At 67.4% G+C, this 18,260-nt stretch carries 22 protein-coding genes and 2 tRNA genes; 12 read left to right on the top strand and 12 right to left on the bottom strand.

Translation table 11 applies throughout. The annotated features are described in order from the left end of the window. The first annotated feature begins 103 nt into the window (after nt 1–103). Nucleotides 104–874 (top strand): CPBP family glutamic-type intramembrane protease, encoded by a 771-nt coding sequence (locus ABDZ81_RS03260; RefSeq protein WP_343772420.1) that lies wholly within the window; start codon nt 104–106, stop codon nt 872–874. Here ABDZ81_RS03260 and ABDZ81_RS03255 read toward each other — a convergent pair. Beyond that, complete coding sequence (locus tag ABDZ81_RS03255; RefSeq protein WP_343772419.1) at nt 871–1,053, bottom strand: hypothetical protein; 183 nt, start codon at nt 1,051–1,053, stop codon at nt 871–873. The two genes, ABDZ81_RS03260 and ABDZ81_RS03255, sit on opposite strands and share 4 nt — an antisense overlap. Before the next feature lie 239 nt (nt 1,054–1,292). After that, nucleotides 1,293–1,363 (bottom strand) — tRNA-Pro (locus ABDZ81_RS03250). 148 nt (nt 1,364–1,511) lie between these two features. Between ABDZ81_RS03250 and ABDZ81_RS03245 the strand changes: the two genes are divergently transcribed. Then, complete coding sequence (locus ABDZ81_RS03245) at nt 1,512–1,946, top strand: hypothetical protein (protein WP_343772418.1); 435 nt, start codon at nt 1,512–1,514, stop codon at nt 1,944–1,946. 190 nt (nt 1,947–2,136) lie between these two features. On the opposite strand, the gene ABDZ81_RS03240 is transcribed toward ABDZ81_RS03245, so the two are convergent. Continuing rightward, nucleotides 2,137–3,429 carry an alpha-amylase domain-containing protein gene (locus ABDZ81_RS03240; protein WP_343772417.1) on the bottom strand — a complete coding sequence of 431 codons (1,293 nt, stop codon included), beginning with the start codon at nt 3,427–3,429 and terminating at the stop codon, nt 2,137–2,139. 193 nt (nt 3,430–3,622) lie between these two features. On the opposite strand from ABDZ81_RS03240, the gene gnd reads away from it, so the two are divergent. From gnd to ABDZ81_RS03210, 6 genes are all read left to right on the top strand, one after another. Beyond that, entirely contained in the window at nt 3,623–4,519 is an 897-nt protein-coding gene (gene gnd / locus ABDZ81_RS03235; RefSeq protein ID WP_343772416.1) for a phosphogluconate dehydrogenase (NAD(+)-dependent, decarboxylating), read from the top strand. 216 nt (nt 4,520–4,735) lie between these two features. Next, on the top strand, nt 4,736–5,314 hold the full coding sequence (locus tag ABDZ81_RS03230; RefSeq protein WP_343772415.1) for a 2Fe-2S iron-sulfur cluster-binding protein: 579 nt from the start codon (nt 4,736–4,738) through the stop codon (nt 5,312–5,314). 84 nt (nt 5,315–5,398) lie between these two features. After that, nucleotides 5,399–5,471 (top strand) — tRNA-Arg (locus ABDZ81_RS03225). A gap of 230 nt (nt 5,472–5,701) precedes the next feature. Next, a complete protein-coding gene (locus tag ABDZ81_RS03220; RefSeq protein ID WP_343772414.1) occupies nt 5,702–6,361 on the top strand; it encodes an HAD family hydrolase in 660 nt (219 codons plus the stop codon). Between the two features lie 206 nt (nt 6,362–6,567). Beyond that, entirely contained in the window at nt 6,568–6,942 is a 375-nt protein-coding gene (locus tag ABDZ81_RS03215) for a CBS domain-containing protein (protein WP_343772413.1), read from the top strand. Between the two features lie 61 nt (nt 6,943–7,003). Continuing rightward, nucleotides 7,004–7,801, top strand: coding sequence for a YhjD/YihY/BrkB family envelope integrity protein (locus ABDZ81_RS03210; RefSeq protein WP_343772411.1), 798 nt, complete (start codon nt 7,004–7,006; stop codon nt 7,799–7,801). Nucleotides 7,802–7,818: 17 nt separating this feature from the next. Here ABDZ81_RS03210 and ABDZ81_RS03205 read toward each other — a convergent pair whose 3' ends face one another. Both ABDZ81_RS03205 and ABDZ81_RS03200 read right to left on the bottom strand, forming a co-directional pair. Beyond that, nucleotides 7,819–8,292 (bottom strand): DoxX family protein, encoded by a 474-nt coding sequence (locus ABDZ81_RS03205; protein WP_343772410.1) that lies wholly within the window; start codon nt 8,290–8,292, stop codon nt 7,819–7,821. A 156-nt stretch (nt 8,293–8,448) separates the two neighbouring features. Continuing rightward, complete coding sequence (locus ABDZ81_RS03200) at nt 8,449–9,411, bottom strand: VOC family protein (RefSeq protein WP_343772409.1); 963 nt, start codon at nt 9,409–9,411, stop codon at nt 8,449–8,451. Nucleotides 9,412–9,530: 119 nt separating this feature from the next. Between ABDZ81_RS03200 and ABDZ81_RS03195 the strand changes: the two genes are divergently transcribed. After that, the gene (locus ABDZ81_RS03195) at nt 9,531–10,088 is read left to right on the top strand and encodes a DUF6663 family protein (protein WP_343772408.1); all 558 of its coding nucleotides are present in this window, start codon (nt 9,531–9,533) and stop codon (nt 10,086–10,088) included. A 19-nt stretch (nt 10,089–10,107) separates the two neighbouring features. Here ABDZ81_RS03195 and ABDZ81_RS03190 read toward each other — a convergent pair whose 3' ends face one another. After that, nucleotides 10,108–10,590, bottom strand: coding sequence for a hypothetical protein (locus ABDZ81_RS03190; RefSeq protein WP_343772407.1), 483 nt, complete (start codon nt 10,588–10,590; stop codon nt 10,108–10,110). A 123-nt stretch (nt 10,591–10,713) separates the two neighbouring features. On the opposite strand from ABDZ81_RS03190, the gene ABDZ81_RS03185 reads away from it, so the two are divergent. Beyond that, a complete protein-coding gene (locus tag ABDZ81_RS03185; RefSeq protein WP_343772406.1) occupies nt 10,714–11,004 on the top strand; it encodes a hypothetical protein in 291 nt (96 codons plus the stop codon). Between the two features lie 532 nt (nt 11,005–11,536). Here the strand turns inward: ABDZ81_RS03185 and ABDZ81_RS03180 are convergent. Both ABDZ81_RS03180 and ABDZ81_RS03175 read right to left on the bottom strand, forming a co-directional pair. Continuing rightward, nucleotides 11,537–12,127: a P-loop NTPase family protein gene (locus ABDZ81_RS03180; RefSeq protein ID WP_343772405.1), complete on the bottom strand. Its 591-nt coding sequence runs from the start codon at nt 12,125–12,127 to the stop codon at nt 11,537–11,539. Then, nucleotides 12,120–13,487, bottom strand: coding sequence for an NRAMP family divalent metal transporter (locus tag ABDZ81_RS03175; protein ID WP_343772404.1), 1,368 nt, complete (start codon nt 13,485–13,487; stop codon nt 12,120–12,122). The genes ABDZ81_RS03180 and ABDZ81_RS03175 overlap by 8 nt, the downstream gene beginning before the upstream one ends. Before the next feature lie 108 nt (nt 13,488–13,595). Here ABDZ81_RS03175 and ABDZ81_RS03170 point away from each other — a divergent pair, with 108 nt between their 5' ends. After that, entirely contained in the window at nt 13,596–14,381 is a 786-nt protein-coding gene (locus tag ABDZ81_RS03170; RefSeq protein ID WP_343772403.1) for a phytanoyl-CoA dioxygenase family protein, read from the top strand. Here the strand turns inward: ABDZ81_RS03170 and ABDZ81_RS03165 are convergent. Beyond that, complete coding sequence (locus tag ABDZ81_RS03165) at nt 14,378–14,827, bottom strand: hypothetical protein (RefSeq protein ID WP_343772401.1); 450 nt, start codon at nt 14,825–14,827, stop codon at nt 14,378–14,380. The genes ABDZ81_RS03170 and ABDZ81_RS03165 overlap by 4 nt on opposite strands. A 164-nt stretch (nt 14,828–14,991) precedes the next feature. Here ABDZ81_RS03165 and ABDZ81_RS03160 point away from each other — a divergent pair, with 164 nt between their 5' ends. Then, entirely contained in the window at nt 14,992–15,684 is a 693-nt protein-coding gene (locus ABDZ81_RS03160) for an SOS response-associated peptidase (RefSeq protein ID WP_343772400.1), read from the top strand. Between the two features lie 23 nt (nt 15,685–15,707). Here the strand turns inward: ABDZ81_RS03160 and ABDZ81_RS03155 are convergent, their stop codons facing one another. From ABDZ81_RS03155 to ABDZ81_RS03145, 3 genes are all read right to left on the bottom strand, one after another. Beyond that, nucleotides 15,708–16,625 carry an NAD+ synthase gene (locus ABDZ81_RS03155; RefSeq protein ID WP_343772399.1) on the bottom strand — a complete coding sequence of 306 codons (918 nt, stop codon included), beginning with the start codon at nt 16,623–16,625 and terminating at the stop codon, nt 15,708–15,710. A gap of 172 nt (nt 16,626–16,797) precedes the next feature. Continuing rightward, entirely contained in the window at nt 16,798–17,442 is a 645-nt protein-coding gene (gene thiE / locus ABDZ81_RS03150) for a thiamine phosphate synthase (protein ID WP_343772398.1), read from the bottom strand. Nucleotides 17,443–17,544: 102 nt separating this feature from the next. After that, nucleotides 17,545–18,249: a 5-formyltetrahydrofolate cyclo-ligase gene (locus tag ABDZ81_RS03145; protein WP_343772397.1), complete on the bottom strand. Its 705-nt coding sequence runs from the start codon at nt 18,247–18,249 to the stop codon at nt 17,545–17,547. Nucleotides 18,250–18,260 lie beyond the last annotated feature (11 nt).

Here is an 18,260-nt window from a genome sequence, read left to right as displayed (position 1 = left end):
CGGCGTCGACGCGGACGCGTCGGCGTCCGACCCGGTCGTCGACCGCCAGCGACTCGTTCGCCGACCGCCAGCGATTTGCCCCTCGATCAGAAATCCCGGAGAGATGACTCGTCGCCCGGTCGATCGCCGATCGTTTCTCGCTCTGTGGCTGCTCGGCGTCGCCGGCGTCGCGGCGTCGCTGCCGTACCTGTTTCGCTCCGGCGTCCTCGATCCCGCGGCGCTTCCCGTTTCGCCGGCGCTGGCCGTCGCCGCCACGCTCGGTCAGACCGCCGTCCTGCTCGCGATCGCAACGTGGATCGGCCTGTCGCTCGGTCCTGCTGTCGGCTTTCGCACGCCGTTTCTCGACGCCGCGCTCGGCGGTTACCCGATGCCGGACCCGCGGCCGGTCGTCGCGCAGTCGCTCGGCCTGGGTGCAGCGGCCGGCGCGCTCGTCCTCGCTCTCGATCGACTCGCGTTCGCCGGCCACGTCGCGGTCGGCTCGGGCCTCGCCGGCACGCCGCTCGACATTCTCGGCGTCGGCGTCCTCGCAGCCCTGGCCGGCGGAACCTACGAGGAGATCCTCCTTCGGTTCGGCGCGATGACGCTCGTCGTCTGGACGCTCTGGCGACTCCGTCCGGGCCCCGACGGGATGCCGCAGCCCTGGATGGTCTGGCTCGGCGTGGTACTCACCTCGGTGCTATTCGCCCTCGGGCACCTGCCGGCGACCGCGCAACTTACCGCGCTCACGCCCGCGGTGATCGTCCGGGCGCTCGTACTCAACGGACTTCCGGGCGCGCTGTTCGGCTGGCTCTACTGGAAGGGCGGGCTGGAAGCCGCGATGATCGCCCACTTCGGGGCGGGGCTGGTCCTGCACGTCGGCGGCGGGTTCCTCTAGCCGGCCGACTCGTCGGCGGCGTACACTTCGGTCCAGAGAAAGGCGACGCCGATGGCACCGTAGGCGACTCCCAGGGCGGTCGGGATCCACATATCCTGAACGGCGAACGACCACGCCTGAACGAGACCGAGCAGGACCATCGCCACACCGATCAGGATTTTCAGCCGCCTTCGGTTCATGTGCGGACGATCGGTCGGAATTATGAAAAGTACTGCGGACATCGCGCCGTAGCTTCAGTTGTCTTCGGTTAGTTGTGTCGAGGCTCCAAGTTAGCGGACTCGCGGAGAGTGCATCCGCCGAGCGAAGCGAGGCGGTTCACCGATTCCTCACTTCGTTCGGAATCGGCCTTTTTTGCCCACGTTTTTCGAGGAGTGGTTCGCGAGCCTAGCGAGCGAACCCGACGATGAAAAAGGTGGAGTGGGACCGCCGAGAGTCGAACTCGGGTCATACGGACCCCATCCGCATAGGATACCACTACCCCACGGTCCCGATGTGCATTTCCACGAATGCCGCTCCGGGAGTTAAGGGCTTCGTTTCGTCGCCGTCCTCGGGCAGCCCGACCGCGAGTTGAAAGAATGAGGAATTCGGTAATCTTGCGTTAGAAAAATTTTTACGGTGGCGCTCCGACTTGGTGGACATGACCGCAGACGAGAAATTGACATCGGTCCCCGCGGGCATTCGGGCCGCCTGTGTCGTAGACGGATATCTGGTGCTGTTCGGGATGGCCTTCGCGATGATCGGGCTCTCGGACATGGCCGGGGCGGGCTTTTTCAACTTCTCGCTCCTCTCGATCGACGGTCTCGCGTGGGTAGTCTTCGCGTCGATGGCGCTGACGGTTGTTCAGCTGTACGTCATCGGCGGCATCTGGAGCATCAAGTCGTGGGCCTGGCCGGCCGCACTGGCGATGTTCGGGGCGCAATCGGTCCTGTTCCTCGGCTGCCTCGTGTGGGTCCAGACGAGCTCCAACGTGCCCGTCTCCTACGCGGATGGCCTGCTCCAGTGGCTCGTCCCGCTCGCGATCTCGGTCGCGTGCCTGGCGTACATCTTCGACCAGCGTTCCTGGTACCGCTGAGAGTCGGTTTCGATCCGTCGATTCGATTTTTGCGTACGATTCTAGCAGCCGATCGTCGCTTCCATCGTTAGCGTTCAGTCCGACCTCGTGAGGCTCCGAAGCTGCAAAAGAAGACCGTCAGCCGCGGTGACCGACGAAGCCGACCTGCGCCCGGTCTCACCCAGCCGAGCAGCGGTCGCGCGCTCGTCGTTCAGGCCGGCGCGTAGCAGACCCACCCTCGCGGCGGGATCCAGATCTGCACCCAGCCGTCGCCGTTCGTCGTGAAGTTGTCGCCGTTGTTGCCGACGTAGTCCGAGAGCTCGGTGTTGGTCCAGCTCGTGGGGACCCACTTGCCCTGCCAGGAGCCCGACCGATTGAGCCCGACGAGCAGGTTCCCCTCCCGCTCGAAGATGTAGAGGTCCCGGCTGGCGTGTCGCGTGATCGCCGATCCGGCCGCGAGATTCCGTCGGACCCACAGCAGATCCTTGATGTCGCCGTCCCAGTAGGGCATGTCCTTCTGGTACACCCGCGGATAGCCCTCCTGGGTCAGGATGTACGCGTAGGCCATCTTCTGGTACTGCGGCGGGTCGCTATCGTGGTTCGAGACGAACGTCATCGCTCTGTAGGAGTTCCAGTCGACGTAGCCGCCGCCGTCGAGCGTGCTGAGGTCGCCGTTCTGGTGGAACGCGTCCTCCTTCATCGTGTAGTACAGCGGGTAGTCGGTCACCGACATCCCCGTCTGGGCGTAGCCGTCGCAGTAGCTCTTCGAACCCTGGAGCACCTCGCCGACCGAGTACAGGCCGTGTTCGTTCGCCCACGAGCTGACGTGGTTGGCGAAGAACGACTCCGACATGTGCTTGGCGGCGTCCCAGCGGATGCCGTCGACGCCGAGGCTGGCGTACTTGTCGACGTAGTCTTTGAGCTGGCCGCGAACGTAGCTCGAGTCCTGGTCGAGGTCCGGCAGCCCCGAGAGGTCGCAGTTCTCGACCTGCCAGTCGTCGCTGTAGTCGTCGATCCCGCCGTTGTGGTGGAAGTCGTTGTAGCTGAAGTACGGGAAGTTCGAGAAGTCGACGCCGGCGGCCATGTGGTTCATGACCGCGTCGGCGATGACGCTCAGCCCGTTCCAGTGCGCGGCGTCGACCAGCGACTGGTACTGGGCTTCCGTGCCGAACTCGCTGTCGAAGTTCTTGTGATTGATCGGCTGATACCCCAGCGGCGGGTGGTGGTCGTCGTCCTGATCGGCGCGCGTCAGCTTCGATTCCTGTGCGGGCGGTAGCTGGATCGCGTCGAACCCGGCGTCCGCGATTGCGCTCACCTGGCTCTCGACGTCCGACCAGTTGGTGTGGTAAAACTGGAGGACGGCCGAGTCGCCGATCGCGGCGGCGCCCGTGCCGGACGCAACTGCGCCACCGGCGAGGGCCGCGCCCGTCGCGCCGATACCTTTCAGCACTGTTCGTCTGTCCGCGCTGTACGTCGTGCCACGTCCGTTGTGATCGGATGGCATGACTCGCCATATACAACCATGATAGTTAAAATTATTCTTAATTGTTAGATGAATATACTATAGTTCCAATTATAATTATACTATAGGTGGGGCGACGAAACCGTTCAGCGTCCCGCGTCTCGAGGCTGTACCGTTCGACGGCGTCGGCCGACGAATCGCAATCACTACCTACGTCCCCGGGAGAGGGTGTTCCATGCAACTCGGCGTTATCGGACTCGGACGGATGGGACAGATCGTCGTCGAGCGTGTGCTCGACGCGGGCCACGACGTGGTGGCGTTCGACCTCGACGACGACGCGGTCGCGGCGGCGGCGGACGCCGGCGCGACGCCGGCCGACTCCGTCACGGACCTCGCGGAGGCACTCGGCGACGAGAAGCGCATCTGGCTGATGGTGCCTGCCGGCAAAGCGGTCGACGCCGCGCTCGACGATCTGGAGGGCTCGCTCGACGCCGACGATATCGTCGTCGACGGCGGCAACTCCCACTTCGAGGACTCGGTGCGTCGAGCGGAGGCGACCGACGCGGCGTATCTCGACTGCGGCACCAGCGGCGGCCCCGCCGGCGCCGAGCTCGGGTTCTCGCTGATGATCGGCGGCCCCGAGTGGGCCTACGACGAGCTGACGCCGATCTTCGACGCCGTCGCGACCGGTCCGGAAGGGCACGACCGGATGGGCCCCGCCGGCAGCGGCCACTACGTCAAGATGGTCCACAACGGCGTCGAGTACGCGCTCATGCAGGCCTACGGTGAGGGCTTCGAGCTCCTCGCGAACGGCCGCTACGATCTCGATCTGGAAGCCGTTGCGCGCACGTGGAACAACGGCGCCGTGATCCGCTCGTGGCTGCTCGAACTCTGCGAGGAGGCATTCCGCGAGGAGGGCTCCGACCTCGGCGACGTCGACGACTACGTCGCCGGCGGCTCGACCGGAACCTGGACCGTTCAGGAGGCGCTCGAACAGGAGGTGCCGCTTCCGCTGATCTACCAGGCGCTCTCCGAGCGGTTCGCCAGCCGCGACGACCGGTTCTCCCGCCGCCTCGCCAACCGGCTTCGCTACGGCTTCGGACGGCACGAAGTCGCGCGGAAAGACGAGTAGCGGTCCGACAACGGGGCTAGTGGTGGAGCATACGCCGAGCGAAGCGAGGCGTTTCACCGATTCCGAACGAAGTGAGGAATCGGCCTTTTTCGCCCACGTTTTTGCCGTGAGAGGTGGCCGAGCGCAGCGAGGCCACCCGAACGGGAAAAAGGTGGTAGGGAAAAGGTGGTCGGGAAACACAAACCAATTAAACCCGCACTTCGAATCTGGGCGCATATGGTGAACGAACTGGGGGTCGCTATCGGGATCGGACTGACCCTGGTTGCCGTGCTCATGCACTTCTCGCGGGGCACGGGCTGGACCGCAAACGAAGACATCTCCCAGCAGGTTCTCGACCGACGCGCCGAGAGCGTCCCCGAGACCGACTTCCCCGAGCCGATGAACCGCTCGATCGGCGGCGGCGCCCCGGCGGGCGCCATCGGCGGCGGCGAAGCCGGCGGCGAGCTCGAAGAGGGCGGCGAGGGCGGTTCGGGCGGCAGCGGCCCCGCCGACATCCCCGAAGACGAGATCGAGTACTACGAGATCGAGTTCGTCAAGGAGGGCGAGACGATCGAGATCGCCAACAACGAGAACATCCTCGACCGCGGCGAGGAGGAAGGCTGGGACCTCCCCTACGCCTGTCGCCAGGGCCAGTGCGTTTCGTGTGCCGGCCAGATCGACGGCGACGCCAACGAGCTGGTCGAGCACGACAACCAGTCGATGCTCGGCGAGAGCGAGATGTCCGACGGCTACACGCTCACTTGCGTGGCGTACCCCCGCGGCGAGTTCTCTATCGAGACCGGCGAGCAGCCCTGAACGCGGTTCGGCTTCTTCGACAGTTGTGCTTCCGCTCTACGGTTCAAAACGGTTTTACCACGGCGCAGTCCTAACTGTATTCGAGGGCGCGTAGCTCAGCGGACAGAGCACTTGGTTCCGGACCAAGATGCCGTGGGTTCGAATCCCGTCGCGCCCGCTCTCGCTCGTCACGTCCGTTCCTCGCAAACGAGCGGACGCGACGTAGTTCGCAAACGCTTCGCGTTTGCTCACTCCCGTCGCGCCCGTTCGCTTCTCGAACGTAGAAAATATTTGCCGACTTCTGTCACCCGTTGACCGTGATCTTCTTCCGAATTTCGAGCAGTCCCACCGTTACCGCGACGCCGCGTCGACTGAAACTCTTATCAGTCCGACCGCCCAGTATGTAATATGACATACGATACCGTCATCTTCGACAACGACGGTGTCCTCGTCGAGCGAACGGACTTCGACGTCCTCCGGGAGGCGACCCGGGAGACGTTTTCGGAGTTCGGCGTCACCGACCTGGAGCCCGATCACGTCGACGACATGACCGTCGGGGCGACGCCCCGACAGGTCGACAGCATCTGCGGCACGTACGATCTCGAACCCGAAACCTTCTGGCAAGCCCGCGAGAGCGCGCTGTCGCGCGCCCAGCAGGTGGAGGTCCGCGAGGGCCGGAAGGCGCTCTACGACGACATCGACACGCTGACCGACCTCGACGCCGCGATGGGGATCGTCAGCTCGAATCAGCAGGAGACGGTCGACTTCGTGCTGGAGCACAACGAGATCTCCCATCGATTCGGCACCGCCTACGGCCGCGAGCCGACCGTCGAGAGCCTCGACCTTCGGAAACCCAACCCGCACTACCTCAAGCGCGCGCTGTCCGACCTCGACGCCGATTCGGCGCTGTTCGTCGGCGACAACGAGTCCGACATCCGGGCCGCCGAGCGCGCCGGCATCGATTCGGCGTTCATCCGGCGTCCCCACCGCACGAACTGGGAGCTCAACGTCTGGCCGACCTGGGATATCGACTCGCTGAGCGACCTTCACAGGGTCTGTAGCGCGTGAGAACGGCACCTCGACCGAACCGGTCGCACGAGCGGTAAGCCTCGATTTTCGTCGACGCGTTCGACGTCGTCGAGTGGCGGATCGTCAGCGGTTGATCAGCCTCGGCTGACGCGACTGGCGGTGGCAGCGAACCGGCGGTCCGGAGTTTCGAGGGCGATGCCGGTCAGGGGCAAAGCTCCATACCCCCCGATCCCATCTGTAGACGTATGAGTTCTGAAGAAAGAGTAACCGTCGAAGACGTGATGTCGACGCCCCTGGAGACGATTCCCGCGGACGCCACGGTCGAGGAGGCCGCCAGGCGGATGCGAGACAAAAACATCAGCGCGCTGGTCGTCCCGACGACGCCGCGGTCGATCGTGAGTAGCACGGACGTGCTCGACGCCGTCGCCGACGGACGGGACACGTCGGAACTGGCGGTGTCGGACGTGATGACGACCGACGTCGAGACCGTCACGCCGGACCTCTACATGGAGGAGGTCGCCGCGATGCTGACGACCTACGGGATCAAGCATCTCCCCGTGGTCGACGACGACTACGTCGGGATGGTCTCCTCGACGGACGTCACCGCCCACCTCTCGTAGCGCTGGGTCGCAGTCCGCCGTCGAACACAGACGTATGGGCGCGTGTCACGAACCGGGAACTATGGGGCGGCTCTCCGACGCGCTCGTTCTCGGACGGCGGATCGTCCGGGTAGCCTACGAGCAGGAGGTGAAGTACCCTGCCGCGGCGCTGGCGTACTACGCGTTCGTCTCGTTCGTCCCGGTACTGTTGATCGTGTTCGCGCTGTTCGGCGAGCAGCTCGCGGCGCGCGTCCAGACGTCGACGCCCCGGTTTCTCACGCTCGGCGCCCGGCAGCTGGTGTACGAGGCGACGACGACCGCGACCGGCCGAACCGGTGCAGCGGCGCTGGCGATCGTCGTCCTCGCGTGGAGCGCGACGAACGTCGCCGTCGGCTTCCTCGCGGTCGTCGAGCGCGTCGAGGGCGTTCGGGACCGGCCGCTGCGGTATCAGCTCAGGGACGCCGCGGTCGTCCTGGGATCGCTCGTCCTGACTATCGGCGCAATCATCCTCGCGAGCACGCTGTTCGGCACGCCGGGCGGGACGGCGATCGGCCTCGGAGCGCTGGTCGTCGCGCTCTCGGTCGTGTTCGTCCCGCTGTACTACGTCCCCTCGCGGACGCTCGACCGACCGGCGGCGGCGCTTCCGGGTGCGATCACCGCCGCAGTCGGGCTCACCACCATCCACGCCGGCGTCCACCTCTACGCAGTCAACGCCGGCCGGTTCGCGGTGTACGGCGTCCTCAGCGGGATCATCGTCATGCTCACGAGTCTGTATCTCGCGTCGGCCGTGCTCCTGACGGGGATCATCGTCAACGCGACGGTCGCCGATCCGTCGGTGGCTTCGGGTGATTCGCGAGCCGGCGATTCGGCAGCCGAGTAGTCCGGCGATGGTCGTCGCTACCTGTGCCTGCGAGCGAGTCGCGCGAGCGCGAGCGCCGCTCCAAATAGCGCGCCGTTCTTGAGGAACTGGAAGAACTCCTGCTGGCGCTCGGCGTCGTCCTCGATCGTCCAGAAGTCGTGCATCTGGGGCGTCACGGCCGCGAAAAACGTCGCGACGGCCGCCGCCGACGCCGAGGGCAGTCGCCAGAGCGTGACGCCGACGCTGCCCAGTAGGAGGGTAATGCTGATCCCGGGCACCGACAGATCCGGAGCGGGCGCGCCCTTCGCCCGGGCGTACTCGATCCGCTCGTCGAGGTTGCGCAGGTTGTCGATCGCCAGTAGCGCGAGGATGCCGCCGAAGATCGCCCGCCCCAGTCTGAACAGCGGCGTCGCGACGACCGATCGACGCTCGGCGTCAGGTCCCCGGTTAGAGTCGAGTCGACGCTCCGTCTCGCCGTCGCTCTCGATGCGTCGCTGCAGAGATTCTAGCACGGGCGAGGCTACGCGCGCGGCGACTTTAGGCGTAGTTGCGCGTCGGTCAGGTTCGCCTCCGGGTACGCGCGGATCGGTTCAGTGAAATCTCGGGTCGGTTGCGCGGTCGCACGTCCGGACTCGGTCGTTCGACCGGTCCGGGAGCGATCCGGTCGCTCAGTCGGATCGTTCTCGTTCGGGCAGCTCGATCGGTGACAGCTGCCCCTCGATCATCTCCCGGTCGTCCTCGAACCGGTCGGGCAGCACCAGCGACTCGCCCATTGTCGCAACGTCCTCGTCGATCGTCAGTCCCGGCCGTTCGGTCGCCAGCTCGAACAGGATCCCGCCGGGGCCGCGGACGTACAGCGAGTGGAAGTAGTGGCGATCCGTCACCCGCGAGACGTCGTAGTCGCGCTCGCGGAACAGGTCGTGCCACTCGTAGAGCTCGTCGACGCTCTCGGCTCGGACGGCGACGTGCTGGATCGTCCCAATACCCTCGCGCCCGTAGGCCGCCTCGCGGTCGAGCACGTCGATCGCGGTCGCGCGATCGCCGCTCGCGCGATAGCGGATGCGGTCGCCGTCCTGTTCGGCGAGCTCGAACCCCAGCGTTTCGAGGGTGCTCGCGGTCGCGTAGGGGTTCGCCGGCAGCGTCGCGACGCCGTGGACGCCGCGGATCGCCGTGTCGGCCGGGACGCCGGCGCCGGTCCAGGGCTCGACCGTCGACTCGCCGGTGACGAGCTCGACCTGCGTTCCGGCCGGATCCTCGAACCGGACGTACTGCTCGTCGAACCGCCGGTCCGGCCCCTTGACGTCGACGCCCCGGTCTGTCAGGCGATCGACCCAGTAGGCGAGCGAGCCCGGCGGGACGACGAAGCCGACCGACTCGATCTGGGGCTTGCCGAGTCGGCCGGGGTCGTCGTTCGGGTACGGAAAGCACGTCAGCACGGTTCCGAGCTCTCCCCGCTCGTTCCCGTAGTAGAGATGATAGCGGAGCACGTCCTCGTAGTTGACCGTCCGCTTGACGAGCCGCAGTCCGAGCGTCCCGGCGTAGAAGTCGACGTTTCGCTGGGCGTCCCCGACGATCCCGGTGACGTGGTGGATTCCGGGCGTGTCCGTCAGTCCCGACGCTCCCTCGCTCATGGGCGGGGCTACGCGCTCGCGCTGGATATGCCTGTGTTTCGGGACAGCCTGGGACGGTCGCAGTCAGCGCCTCTCCAGGTCGTGGCACTCATGTACGCCGGGGGGCCTACGTCCACCCAATGCAACAGTCGTCGGACGGTCGGTTCCGCGTGCTCCCGGGGCGCGACGAGGAGGAGTGGCTCCTGCTGGACGTCGAGTCGGCCGAGCCGACCTACGTCCCGGCGGCGGACGCGCCCGATCTGGCGGTCGGCAACCGGGTCGCGGCGTCGCTACGGTGGACCGACGGCGACCCCGAGATCGAGGACGTGGACGTCACCTCGCCGACGCGGTTCCGGTTCGTCCGCACCGAGGAAGCCGTGTTCCAGGCCGCCCAGGAGTGTTTCGAGGCCGCCCGCTCGGCCGGCGAGGCGATGAACTCGCGGGTCACCTACAGCACCGACAACGAGCCCAACGGCGTCGTCTACACGTTCGCCGAGCAGGCGGGCCAGCGCGACCTGTTCTCGGAGTTCCGCGACGGCGTCAAGCCCCTGGAGCCGCTGGTCGCCCGTGCGGCCGAGTCCGCCGAACCGCCGTTTTCGGTGTGGGTGCTCGACCCGCGCGAGCCGTTCGTGCTCGTCTACATCGTGCTCGACCCGGACGGGATCCTCGAGGAGACGATGCGGGACACGTACCTGTAGCGGGGTTTACCGCGCGGGCTCACGTCTCTCGCCGATACAGAACCGCGAGAACGACGAACAGCGCCGCCTCGGCGAACTTCGCCGCGGCGGCCAGCGGATAGTTCGCGAGGTGCGACAGGACCGCCGTAACCGGGTGCAAACCGTGATACAGCGGCTTTCGACCGGGCAGAAAGCCGCCGTGGCCCGTCAGGTGCCACGCGAAGTAGCCGACGAAGTAGGTTGTCACGAGCAACATTCCGAGCGCGTAGACGGGGTTGCGGCCGAAATCGAGGAGCACGAGCTTGATCCCGAGCAGGATAGCGAACCCGGACAACACGAACGCCAGCGGACGGGGATCGTACCCGAGCAACGACAGATTCCCGGTCGCGAGAAGCCTGACCAGTCGAGAGAAGCCGTACTGCGGGTGAAAGAGGTGGATGCCGGCGACAAGATACGCGAGCGCCGCTCCGACGTAGCCGAGGTGCTCGTCGAGCCAGAGTCGCATTCTTCGGGCGATCGCCATCTCTCGCGGTGCTTCACGCGGTACGGTAATAAGGCGTCCCCCGGTCCGGATGATCGCGGAGGCCGTCCCCCGAACTTCGCACCGCCCCCGACGCTTTTGTCCGCTCTCGTGGCGTCTATACCCATGTCCGAGACGCAGTTCGACATGCCCGACCCGGAGCTGGGCCAGGCGACGATCGTGTTCGACGACCCGGACGGCGACGTGGAGTCGATCGAGGTCGACAACGAGCACATCGTCTACTTCCAGGACCACTGGCAGGTCAAGACCGGCGAGGACGAGGAGGGCAACGACGTGGTCCGCCGGATCCCCCGCGGCAAGGTCCACTACGTCGAGCGCTCCGTCGAGGAGTTCCAGGACCGGATCGACGCGCTGGTCGACAAGGCGAAGAATCGGCTCAACTTCGACATCGGGTGACGGTCCCGCGGCTGACTAGCGGCATCGCCGATAAAATCGTCGCGCTCCCGACGAGGGCCCGATTAGGACCCGGACGGGAGCCGGTTTCCGCGGCCCCTACGACCGTGCTGACGGCGCCAATCGGCGTCGCCAGATTCGCGAACGTCACTTGCGCGACGTCCGATACTTGGCCTTCTCGACCGCCCGCCCGGGCGGGCGGTTGCCGGGCCGCTTCGAGTCTCCTTCGGGGCGTTCACTTTGTTCCCCTCTCACGGGGAGTTCAGTTTTGCCCCTAACCCGGAACAGGCCGTCCGCCGCTCGGACGGTCCGCGCCGGGTCGTCCGGTGTGTCCTCGGGTCCTCGCCGGACATACTGAACTATGGTAGCACGGGTCATAAACGGTGTTGGCGACGCCGTGAGATGTCGCCACCGCGGCTTTGTCCCGATCGCGACAGGTCACAGCGGCCTCACTACGACGGAACCGAAGCGGCGCGACGGCGTCACCGTGACAGGGTCGACGCGTCGCCGCGGCGTCACTGCCGGTCCGGTGCCGTCACTCGCTCCCGTCCGCGTCGAGTCCGACGTGTCGGTCGGCGCAGTCCTGCAACCCGTCGAGCGCGTTCCGTTCTCGTCGCGTGACGGGGTGCTCCGCGCCCAGTTCGTCGCTCTCGAAGGCGTTCAGCACGGCGATGTCGGCGTCCCCGCAGTACGAGCGCAGCCTGTCGAGGTCGCCCGCCTCGTGCTGGAACGGGATCGTCGCGTCGTTGACGAATACCGCCCCAGGAGCTTCCGGCGCGGCGTCCAGAATCGACCGCGCGCGCTCGGCGTTGTCCGCAGCGAGCTCGCGAGCTTCGGTCTCGTCGCTCGCCGCGGCCCGCGGCGCATGGGCATCGAGGATGCCGTGAAACGCGACGTCGGGCACCTCGACGAACCGGTCGAGTCGCCCGCCGAGCAGGACGCCGTCGCGCTCGATCTCGGGCGCGAACTCCAGCACGACGACGCCCTCGGCGCCGCGATCGGCGACCCAGGCGTCGAGGGCGCGGGCGGTCAGGCGCGTCTTCCCGGCGTTCGAGGGGCCGGTCACCAGCGTCGTCCCGCGGAGCGGGAAGGGGAGCTCGTCGGCCGAGCCGATCGGCTCAGACATCCGCCTCGGCGTCGACGCCCGCGGCGGAGCGGCGCGCCTCGCGCACGAACTTACCGACCAGCGCGACCGTCGCGGCGCCGATCGCGATCGCGAACGCGACGAAGAACGTCGGCACCGGTTCCCCGAGGCCGGACCGAAGCTGCTCCCGGACGTACGAACCGGCCAGCACCGATGCGATCCCGAACACGATCAGACCGCCGACGTTCGCGATCGCGGGGTTCGTCTCGGGGACCGCTTCGGGATCGTTCAGCAGGTACAGCACGATCGCGAGCGCGAACGGCGTCCCGATCAGCCCGAAGGTGAGCATCTGGGTCAGGAGCGAGAAGAAGTTCCCGCCGAGGAACGCCCCGAGTCCGCCGAGCAGCGCCACCGCGACGACCGCTGCGCGGAACCGGTCGTCGGAGACGTCGGTCTCCCAGCCGAGCTTGTCGGCCAGCAGGTACGGCGGGACGACCGTGTTCGCGCCCAGCGTGGAGACGGCCGCGGCCCAGAGGCCGAGCATGAACAGCGTCTCTGCGAAATTGCCGACCAGCGGGCCGAGCGACGCGGCCGCCGCGGACGCCTGCAGCTGACCGCCCGGCGATAGTTCGGGGGCGAGCACGCTCGCGGCGACGAGGAACGTCGCGACGCTGAACACGCCGAACGCGACCAGCATCGAGGTGCCGACGTCGAACAGCCCGATATCGTAGTCGTCGCGGGTCCAGCCGCGAGCGCGCATCGTGTAGCTCTGCATCGTGATCAGCGTGATGTGGACCGCGCCGCCGAGCACGCCCGCCGCCAGCAAGGCGCCGTCGATGCCGGCCGGGATCGTCGGCACCAGCCCGCCCGCCGCGGCGCCCGGATCGATCGGCACGAGGAACGCCGTGGCGACAAAGGCCAGCACGACGATCGAGACGATCGCCTTGGCGCCGGTCTCCAGGAAGCGGTAGCCGCCGCCCGCGAGGCCGACCGCCAGCGCCAGCGCCCAGGCGACGCCCCAGAGTCGGGGATCGAACCCGGTGATCGTCCCGCTGACCTCCGCGACCGTCTTCATGATCACGATCTGGGCCAGCCCCGACGCGAGCACCGTGTCGATCACCAGCACCCACGCCCAGAGCTCGCCGAGGTGCTCCTCGACGGCGCCGACGATCCCTCGCTCGGTCAGCAGCCCGAGCCGCATCGAGAGGTACTGCGCGGTCGCGCCCAGAAGCGCCGAGAGCACGACGACCCACAGCAGCGCGTAGCCGAAGGTCGCGCCGGCGCCGAGCACCGCCGCCATCGAGGCCGGGCCCGCGGCGATGGCGCCTGCGATCCACGTCGGTCCCAGCCGGGATAGTTTCGCGCGCAGTCCGTCCGTCGATCCGCCCGTCGCGTTACTCATCGAACGATCGAAACCGCCGCTGCGGTAAAAACTATTCTACTCGGTGGTACAACCGCGATATGATGCGGAACCAAAACGATTACTGCAGAATACCACCGAGTGTTGAATATGCACCTGTCCGACGCCGAGTTCGAGCAGTACCAGACCGACGGCTACGTCGTGGTCGAGGACGCCCTCGCTCCCGAGACGGTCGAGACGGTGCGCGAGCGCCTCCGCGAGTACACGCACGGCGACCGCGCGCCCGACACCTTCCAGTCCCAGATCGAGCCGGCCGTCGAGCGCGGCGAGGTCGACGTCGCCGAGGAGGCCGACGCCGTCCGGAAGTTCGAGGGGCTCGGGATGGTCCGCGACGACGGCGTGTTCCGCGACGTGATGACCGACGAGACGATCACCGCGGTCGCCGCGGATCTGCTCGGACCGAATCTCAAACTGCTGCGCAGCGCGGCGATGTTCAAGCCCCCACAGGTCGGCAGCGAGAAGGGGTTCCACCAGGACGCCGCCTACTACCCGATCCGACCGTTCGAGCACGTCACGGTCTGGATCGCCCTCGACGACGCCACGCCTAAAAATGGCTGCATGCAGGTCGTACCGGGCGCCCACACCGACGGGCTGCTGAGCCACGAGTCCGTCGAGTACGACACCGACATCGTCATCGGCGAGCGCGACTACGAGCCCGCCGATGCGGAGCCGGTGCCGATGGAAGCCGGCAGCGCCCTGTTCACGCACTGTCTCTTGCCTCACTACACGTCGCCCAACGACACCGACGACTGGCGGCGCGCGCTCATCATGTCGTACATGGACGCCCGATCGCGATTTACGAAGTCCGCCGAGGAACGGCCCGACTGGGTCGACTCGGTCGCGGTGCAGGGCGAGGAGTTCCCCGGCTGCGTTTAGCTCCCGCGACCCGGTCGGAACAGGTCCGGGACGAACGGGTTCGGAACCGTGCCGCCCGTCGGCGTCTCGTCGTCCGCCGGGACGAGACCGTCCTCGTCCGCAAGCACGGGATCGGCGTCTTCCGCGAGCACGAGATCGGTAGCGTCCGCGAGCGCGAGTTCGGTATCGCCAGCCGGTTCCGGGGCGGCGTCGCCATCCTCGCGAGCGTCCTCGACGATGACGAAGTCCGTCTCCTCGACCGGTTCGTCGACGATGACGAAGCCCGTCTCGGTGAGCGACTCGACGGGCACCAGACCGGGGTACCGCGCGTCGGCGTCGGGCACCGCGACGAGCTCGTCGTCACGTCGGGATTCCGCGTCCGCAGACTCCTCCTCCACGATGACGAAGTCGGTGTCTGGATCGTCGTCCACGACGACGAACTCGCGGTCGCTCTCTTCTCGGTCCATGTTCTCATACTTCACGCTCCTCGGATATGAATCTGCTCACCGCACGGGTAGCCGGTCGGCGGCGTCTGTCGGCTGGCTGACCGTCGGCGTCGCGCGACGCCGACGGGCGTCGTCGAGCCCCGACCTTCGGACGATTTAGGCTCCTCCGGCCCGAAGCCGGCCATATGTGCGGCCGCACCTCGCTGTTCGCCTCGCCGTCGGCGCTCGAAGAGCGGTTCGACGTGAGCGTCTCCGAGGCGTACGAACCGCGGTACAACGTCGCCCCGGAGACGCCGATCGCGACGATCCGCGACGACGCGCCCGAGACGCTCGATCACCTCCACTGGGGGTTCGTCCCTGCCTGGGCCGACGACCCCGACGAGTGGAACGGGCTGATCAACGCCCGCGCGGAGTCGATCGACGAGAAGCCGGCGTTCCGCGAAGCGTACGAGCAAAAACGCTGTCTCGTCGTCGCCGACGGCTTCTACGAGTGGCAGGATCGCACCGACGGGACTCAGCCGTTCCGCGTCGAGCGCGCGGACGGCGAGCCGTTCGCGATGGCCGGCGTCTGGTCGCGCTGGGAGCGCAAGGACCGGACCGTCGAGTCGACGGCGATCCTCACCACCGAGCCCAACGAGCTGCTGGACCCGCTCCACCACCGGATGCCGGTGATCTTCGACGCCGACGACGAACGCGACTGGCTCGGCGACGAGCCGCCGGAGAAAGACGATCTGCTCGAACCCCACACCGGCGAGGGCTTCGAAAAGTACCCGATCTCGACGGCGGTCAACGACCCGAGCAACGACTCGCCCGCGATCGTCGAGCCGGTCGATGCGCCCGAATCGGATCCCCAGAGCGGGCTCGACGAGTTCGTCTGATCAGCGTCCGTCTCCGCCGCGCGTCACTCGCGATCGCCGTCTCCCGACGCCTCCCGCTCTTCGAGATGGAGGAGGTGTGCCGGTCGCCCCGTTCCGCGATCCGAGAGTCCTGGCGTCGGCGGAACCGCCCGCTTGTGGACCGTGTCGCGGTACCGGTCGGCGATCCGTTCGGCGGTGGCCTGATCGGCGCCGGCGCCGTCGGCGGCCGTTTCGACGTCCTCGCGCCGGTCGATCATCCCGCGGAGCAACCGATCGATCACCGGGTAGGTCGCGCCGAGATCCTTCTCGTCGGTCTGTCCGACCCGCAACCCGGCGGTCGGCGCCTTGCGGACGATGCGCCGGGGGACGCCGACGTGGTGCGCGAGCGCCCGAACTTCCGTCTTGTAGAGGTCTCCGATCGGATACAGGTCGGCCGCGCCGTCGCCGTACTTCGTGAAGTACCCCAGCAGCCGCTCCGAGCGGTTGGCGGTCCCGACCACGAGCCGCGACCGGGCGTTTGCGGCGTAGTACGCGCAGGCCATCCGCAGCCGCGCGATCGCGTTTTCGGTCGCCCTCTCCCGGGAGTCGATCCCGGCGACGGCGTCCTCGAACGCGTCGAGCAGCGGTTGCAACTGGATCTCGCGAAACTCGATCCCCAGCCCCTCGGCGACCGTTCGGGCGTCCGCCATGTGGTGGCTGTCGAGCTTGTTACACGGTAGTCCCAGCCCGAGCACGCGGTCGCTGCCGACCGCCTCGGCCGCGAGCGCGGCGGTGAGCGTCGAGTCGACGCCGCCGCTCATCGCGACGACCGCCCCGTTCGCCCCGGCTTCGGCCACCCGGCGCCTGATGAACGAGACGACGTCCGACCGTACCTCGTCGAGCGCGCGCTCGCCGGCGAGGAACTCGTGCTCCGACGACCCACCGATGGGCTGTTCGATTTTGCCATCTTCCCCAGTTAACATGGGCGATCACTCATCTATTAACGTTCTAGCAAAATGAATGGGTGGCACTTAGGGCTATTTCTCGAATATAGACCATTTGGTTCCTCTCTCGACGGCAGACCCGAATCGGTCGGGCCGTCAGATATCGACGCACGTCACGCGACGCCGAGAGCAAGGCGGGTGCGTGGTCGATCTACGCGTCGCGCCCGCGCTCGACGGCCTCGCGAAGCGCTCGCGTCGCCGCCGCAGGATCGTCGGCCCGCGTGATCGCCGAGATGACCGCGACGCCGACCGCGCCCGCCTCGGCGACTGCGGCGGCGTTCGCTGCGTCGATGCCCCCGATTCCCACCACGGGAATCTCGACCGCCTCGACGATCTCGGCCACGCGCTCGGGGCCGAAGTCGGCCTCGTCGTCGGGGACGTCCTTCGAACTCGTGCCGTACACCGCGCCGACGCCGAGGTAGTCCGCGCCCTCGCGCTCGGCCTCGATCGCTTCCTCGACGAAGGAGGTCGACTTGCCGATTATCGCATCGTTGCCGAGCAGCTCGCGCGCCGCGGGCACCGGCAGATCGTCCTGTCCGAGGTGGACGCCGTCGGCGTCGATCGCCCGCGCGAGATCGACCCGGTCGTTGACGATCAGATCGACGTCGGCCTCGGCGGTGAACTCGCGCAACTCGCGCCCGGTCTCGTATCTGCGCTTCGCGCTCCGTTCCTTGTCCCGGAGCTGGATCGCGTCGACGCCGCCCTCGATCGCCGCACGGGCGATCTCGACGGTGCTCCGACCGGCCGAGAGGCTCTCCTGAGTGACGAGGTACGTTCGCCAGTCTTGCGGGGCCATTCGTACGCGATCCTCTGCAGGCGTCCGGCAAACCGGTTTCGGCTCGCTGTCCGGAGCAAGTTGTGACTCGGCGTCTCGCCGCGACGCATCGACGCGTCCCGGCTACGACCGCAGCGACCCGAGAACGGGAATCTCCTCGATCCGCTCGTCGGACAGCGCTTCCCAGTCCAACCCGTCCGGCCGATCGTGGGGCGTCTCTGTCTCGATCGTCCGCTCGGGCGTCACCACCAGATCGAGGGGCACGTCGTGGGCGTCGACCGGAACGTCCTCGTCGACGATCTGGCGTTCGTGGACGGTCGTCGCGACGGTCGTCGACTCGGCGACGAGGTCGAACGCCTGCAGGACGCCGTACTCCAGATCGCTGTACCCCTCGCCCTTGCCGACGCGGGCGCCCCTCTCAGACACCGCGACGCTGCCGGCGACGATCAGGTCGATCGACGGCATCGACTCGGGGTGGACCTGCACGCCGACCTCCGCGGAGCCGCCGATCGTCGTCGCGTGGTCGACGTCGTCGATCTCCGCGGGATCGAGCCGGAGGAAACACTCCTCGTCGCGCAGCCGCGGGACGGCCATGTACACCGTCTTCCCCGCCCGCAGCGCCGCACGCCGGACCGGGAGCTGTGGAGCGTCGGGGTTGGACTTGATCGCGTCCGCCGCTCGCCAGGCGTCCGTCTCGGCGAGCCGATCGGCGGCGTCGTCCGCGCCCGCGAAGTTGGGAATTCTCCCGTGGGGCGGGTAGGGAAACCGTGCCTCGCCGCTGTCCTCCAGATCGTTCCAGACGCGCTCGCGGAGTGCCTGCTTGTCCATGCGCGAATCGC

It is taken from the genome of Natronoarchaeum mannanilyticum, from assembly GCF_039522665.1.
GTDB lineage: Archaea > Halobacteriota > Halobacteria > Halobacteriales > Natronoarchaeaceae > Natronoarchaeum > Natronoarchaeum mannanilyticum.
This window is presented reverse-complemented; position numbering and strand designations above follow the sequence as displayed.

What these genes read in the sequence shown, in the direction of transcription:
- ABDZ81_RS03260 (WP_343772420.1), top strand. Translation starts at nt 104, where the DNA reads ATGACTCGTCGCCCGGTCGATCGCCGATCGTTTCTCGCTCTGTGGCTG.
- ABDZ81_RS03255 (WP_343772419.1), bottom strand. Translation starts at nt 1,053, where the DNA reads ATGAACCGAAGGCGGCTGAAAATCCTGATCGGTGTGGCGATGGTCCTG.
- ABDZ81_RS03245 (WP_343772418.1), top strand. Translation starts at nt 1,512, where the DNA reads ATGACCGCAGACGAGAAATTGACATCGGTCCCCGCGGGCATTCGGGCC.
- ABDZ81_RS03240 (WP_343772417.1), bottom strand. Translation starts at nt 3,429, where the DNA reads ATGCCATCCGATCACAACGGACGTGGCACGACGTACAGCGCGGACAGA.
- gnd (WP_343772416.1), top strand. Translation starts at nt 3,623, where the DNA reads ATGCAACTCGGCGTTATCGGACTCGGACGGATGGGACAGATCGTCGTC.
- ABDZ81_RS03230 (WP_343772415.1), top strand. Translation starts at nt 4,736, where the DNA reads ATGGTGAACGAACTGGGGGTCGCTATCGGGATCGGACTGACCCTGGTT.
- ABDZ81_RS03220 (WP_343772414.1), top strand. Translation starts at nt 5,702, where the DNA reads ATGACATACGATACCGTCATCTTCGACAACGACGGTGTCCTCGTCGAG.
- ABDZ81_RS03215 (WP_343772413.1), top strand. Translation starts at nt 6,568, where the DNA reads ATGAGTTCTGAAGAAAGAGTAACCGTCGAAGACGTGATGTCGACGCCC.
- ABDZ81_RS03210 (WP_343772411.1), top strand. Translation starts at nt 7,004, where the DNA reads ATGGGGCGGCTCTCCGACGCGCTCGTTCTCGGACGGCGGATCGTCCGG.
- ABDZ81_RS03200 (WP_343772409.1), bottom strand. Translation starts at nt 9,411, where the DNA reads ATGAGCGAGGGAGCGTCGGGACTGACGGACACGCCCGGAATCCACCAC.
- ABDZ81_RS03195 (WP_343772408.1), top strand. Translation starts at nt 9,531, where the DNA reads ATGCAACAGTCGTCGGACGGTCGGTTCCGCGTGCTCCCGGGGCGCGAC.
- ABDZ81_RS03190 (WP_343772407.1), bottom strand. Translation starts at nt 10,590, where the DNA reads ATGGCGATCGCCCGAAGAATGCGACTCTGGCTCGACGAGCACCTCGGC.
- ABDZ81_RS03185 (WP_343772406.1), top strand. Translation starts at nt 10,714, where the DNA reads ATGTCCGAGACGCAGTTCGACATGCCCGACCCGGAGCTGGGCCAGGCG.
- ABDZ81_RS03180 (WP_343772405.1), bottom strand. Translation starts at nt 12,127, where the DNA reads ATGTCTGAGCCGATCGGCTCGGCCGACGAGCTCCCCTTCCCGCTCCGC.
- ABDZ81_RS03175 (WP_343772404.1), bottom strand. Translation starts at nt 13,487, where the DNA reads ATGAGTAACGCGACGGGCGGATCGACGGACGGACTGCGCGCGAAACTA.
- ABDZ81_RS03170 (WP_343772403.1), top strand. Translation starts at nt 13,596, where the DNA reads ATGCACCTGTCCGACGCCGAGTTCGAGCAGTACCAGACCGACGGCTAC.
- ABDZ81_RS03165 (WP_343772401.1), bottom strand. Translation starts at nt 14,827, where the DNA reads ATGGACCGAGAAGAGAGCGACCGCGAGTTCGTCGTCGTGGACGACGAT.
- ABDZ81_RS03160 (WP_343772400.1), top strand. Translation starts at nt 14,992, where the DNA reads ATGTGCGGCCGCACCTCGCTGTTCGCCTCGCCGTCGGCGCTCGAAGAG.
- ABDZ81_RS03155 (WP_343772399.1), bottom strand. Translation starts at nt 16,625, where the DNA reads ATGTTAACTGGGGAAGATGGCAAAATCGAACAGCCCATCGGTGGGTCG.
- thiE (WP_343772398.1), bottom strand. Translation starts at nt 17,442, where the DNA reads ATGGCCCCGCAAGACTGGCGAACGTACCTCGTCACTCAGGAGAGCCTC.
- ABDZ81_RS03145 (WP_343772397.1), bottom strand. Translation starts at nt 18,249, where the DNA reads ATGGACAAGCAGGCACTCCGCGAGCGCGTCTGGAACGATCTGGAGGAC.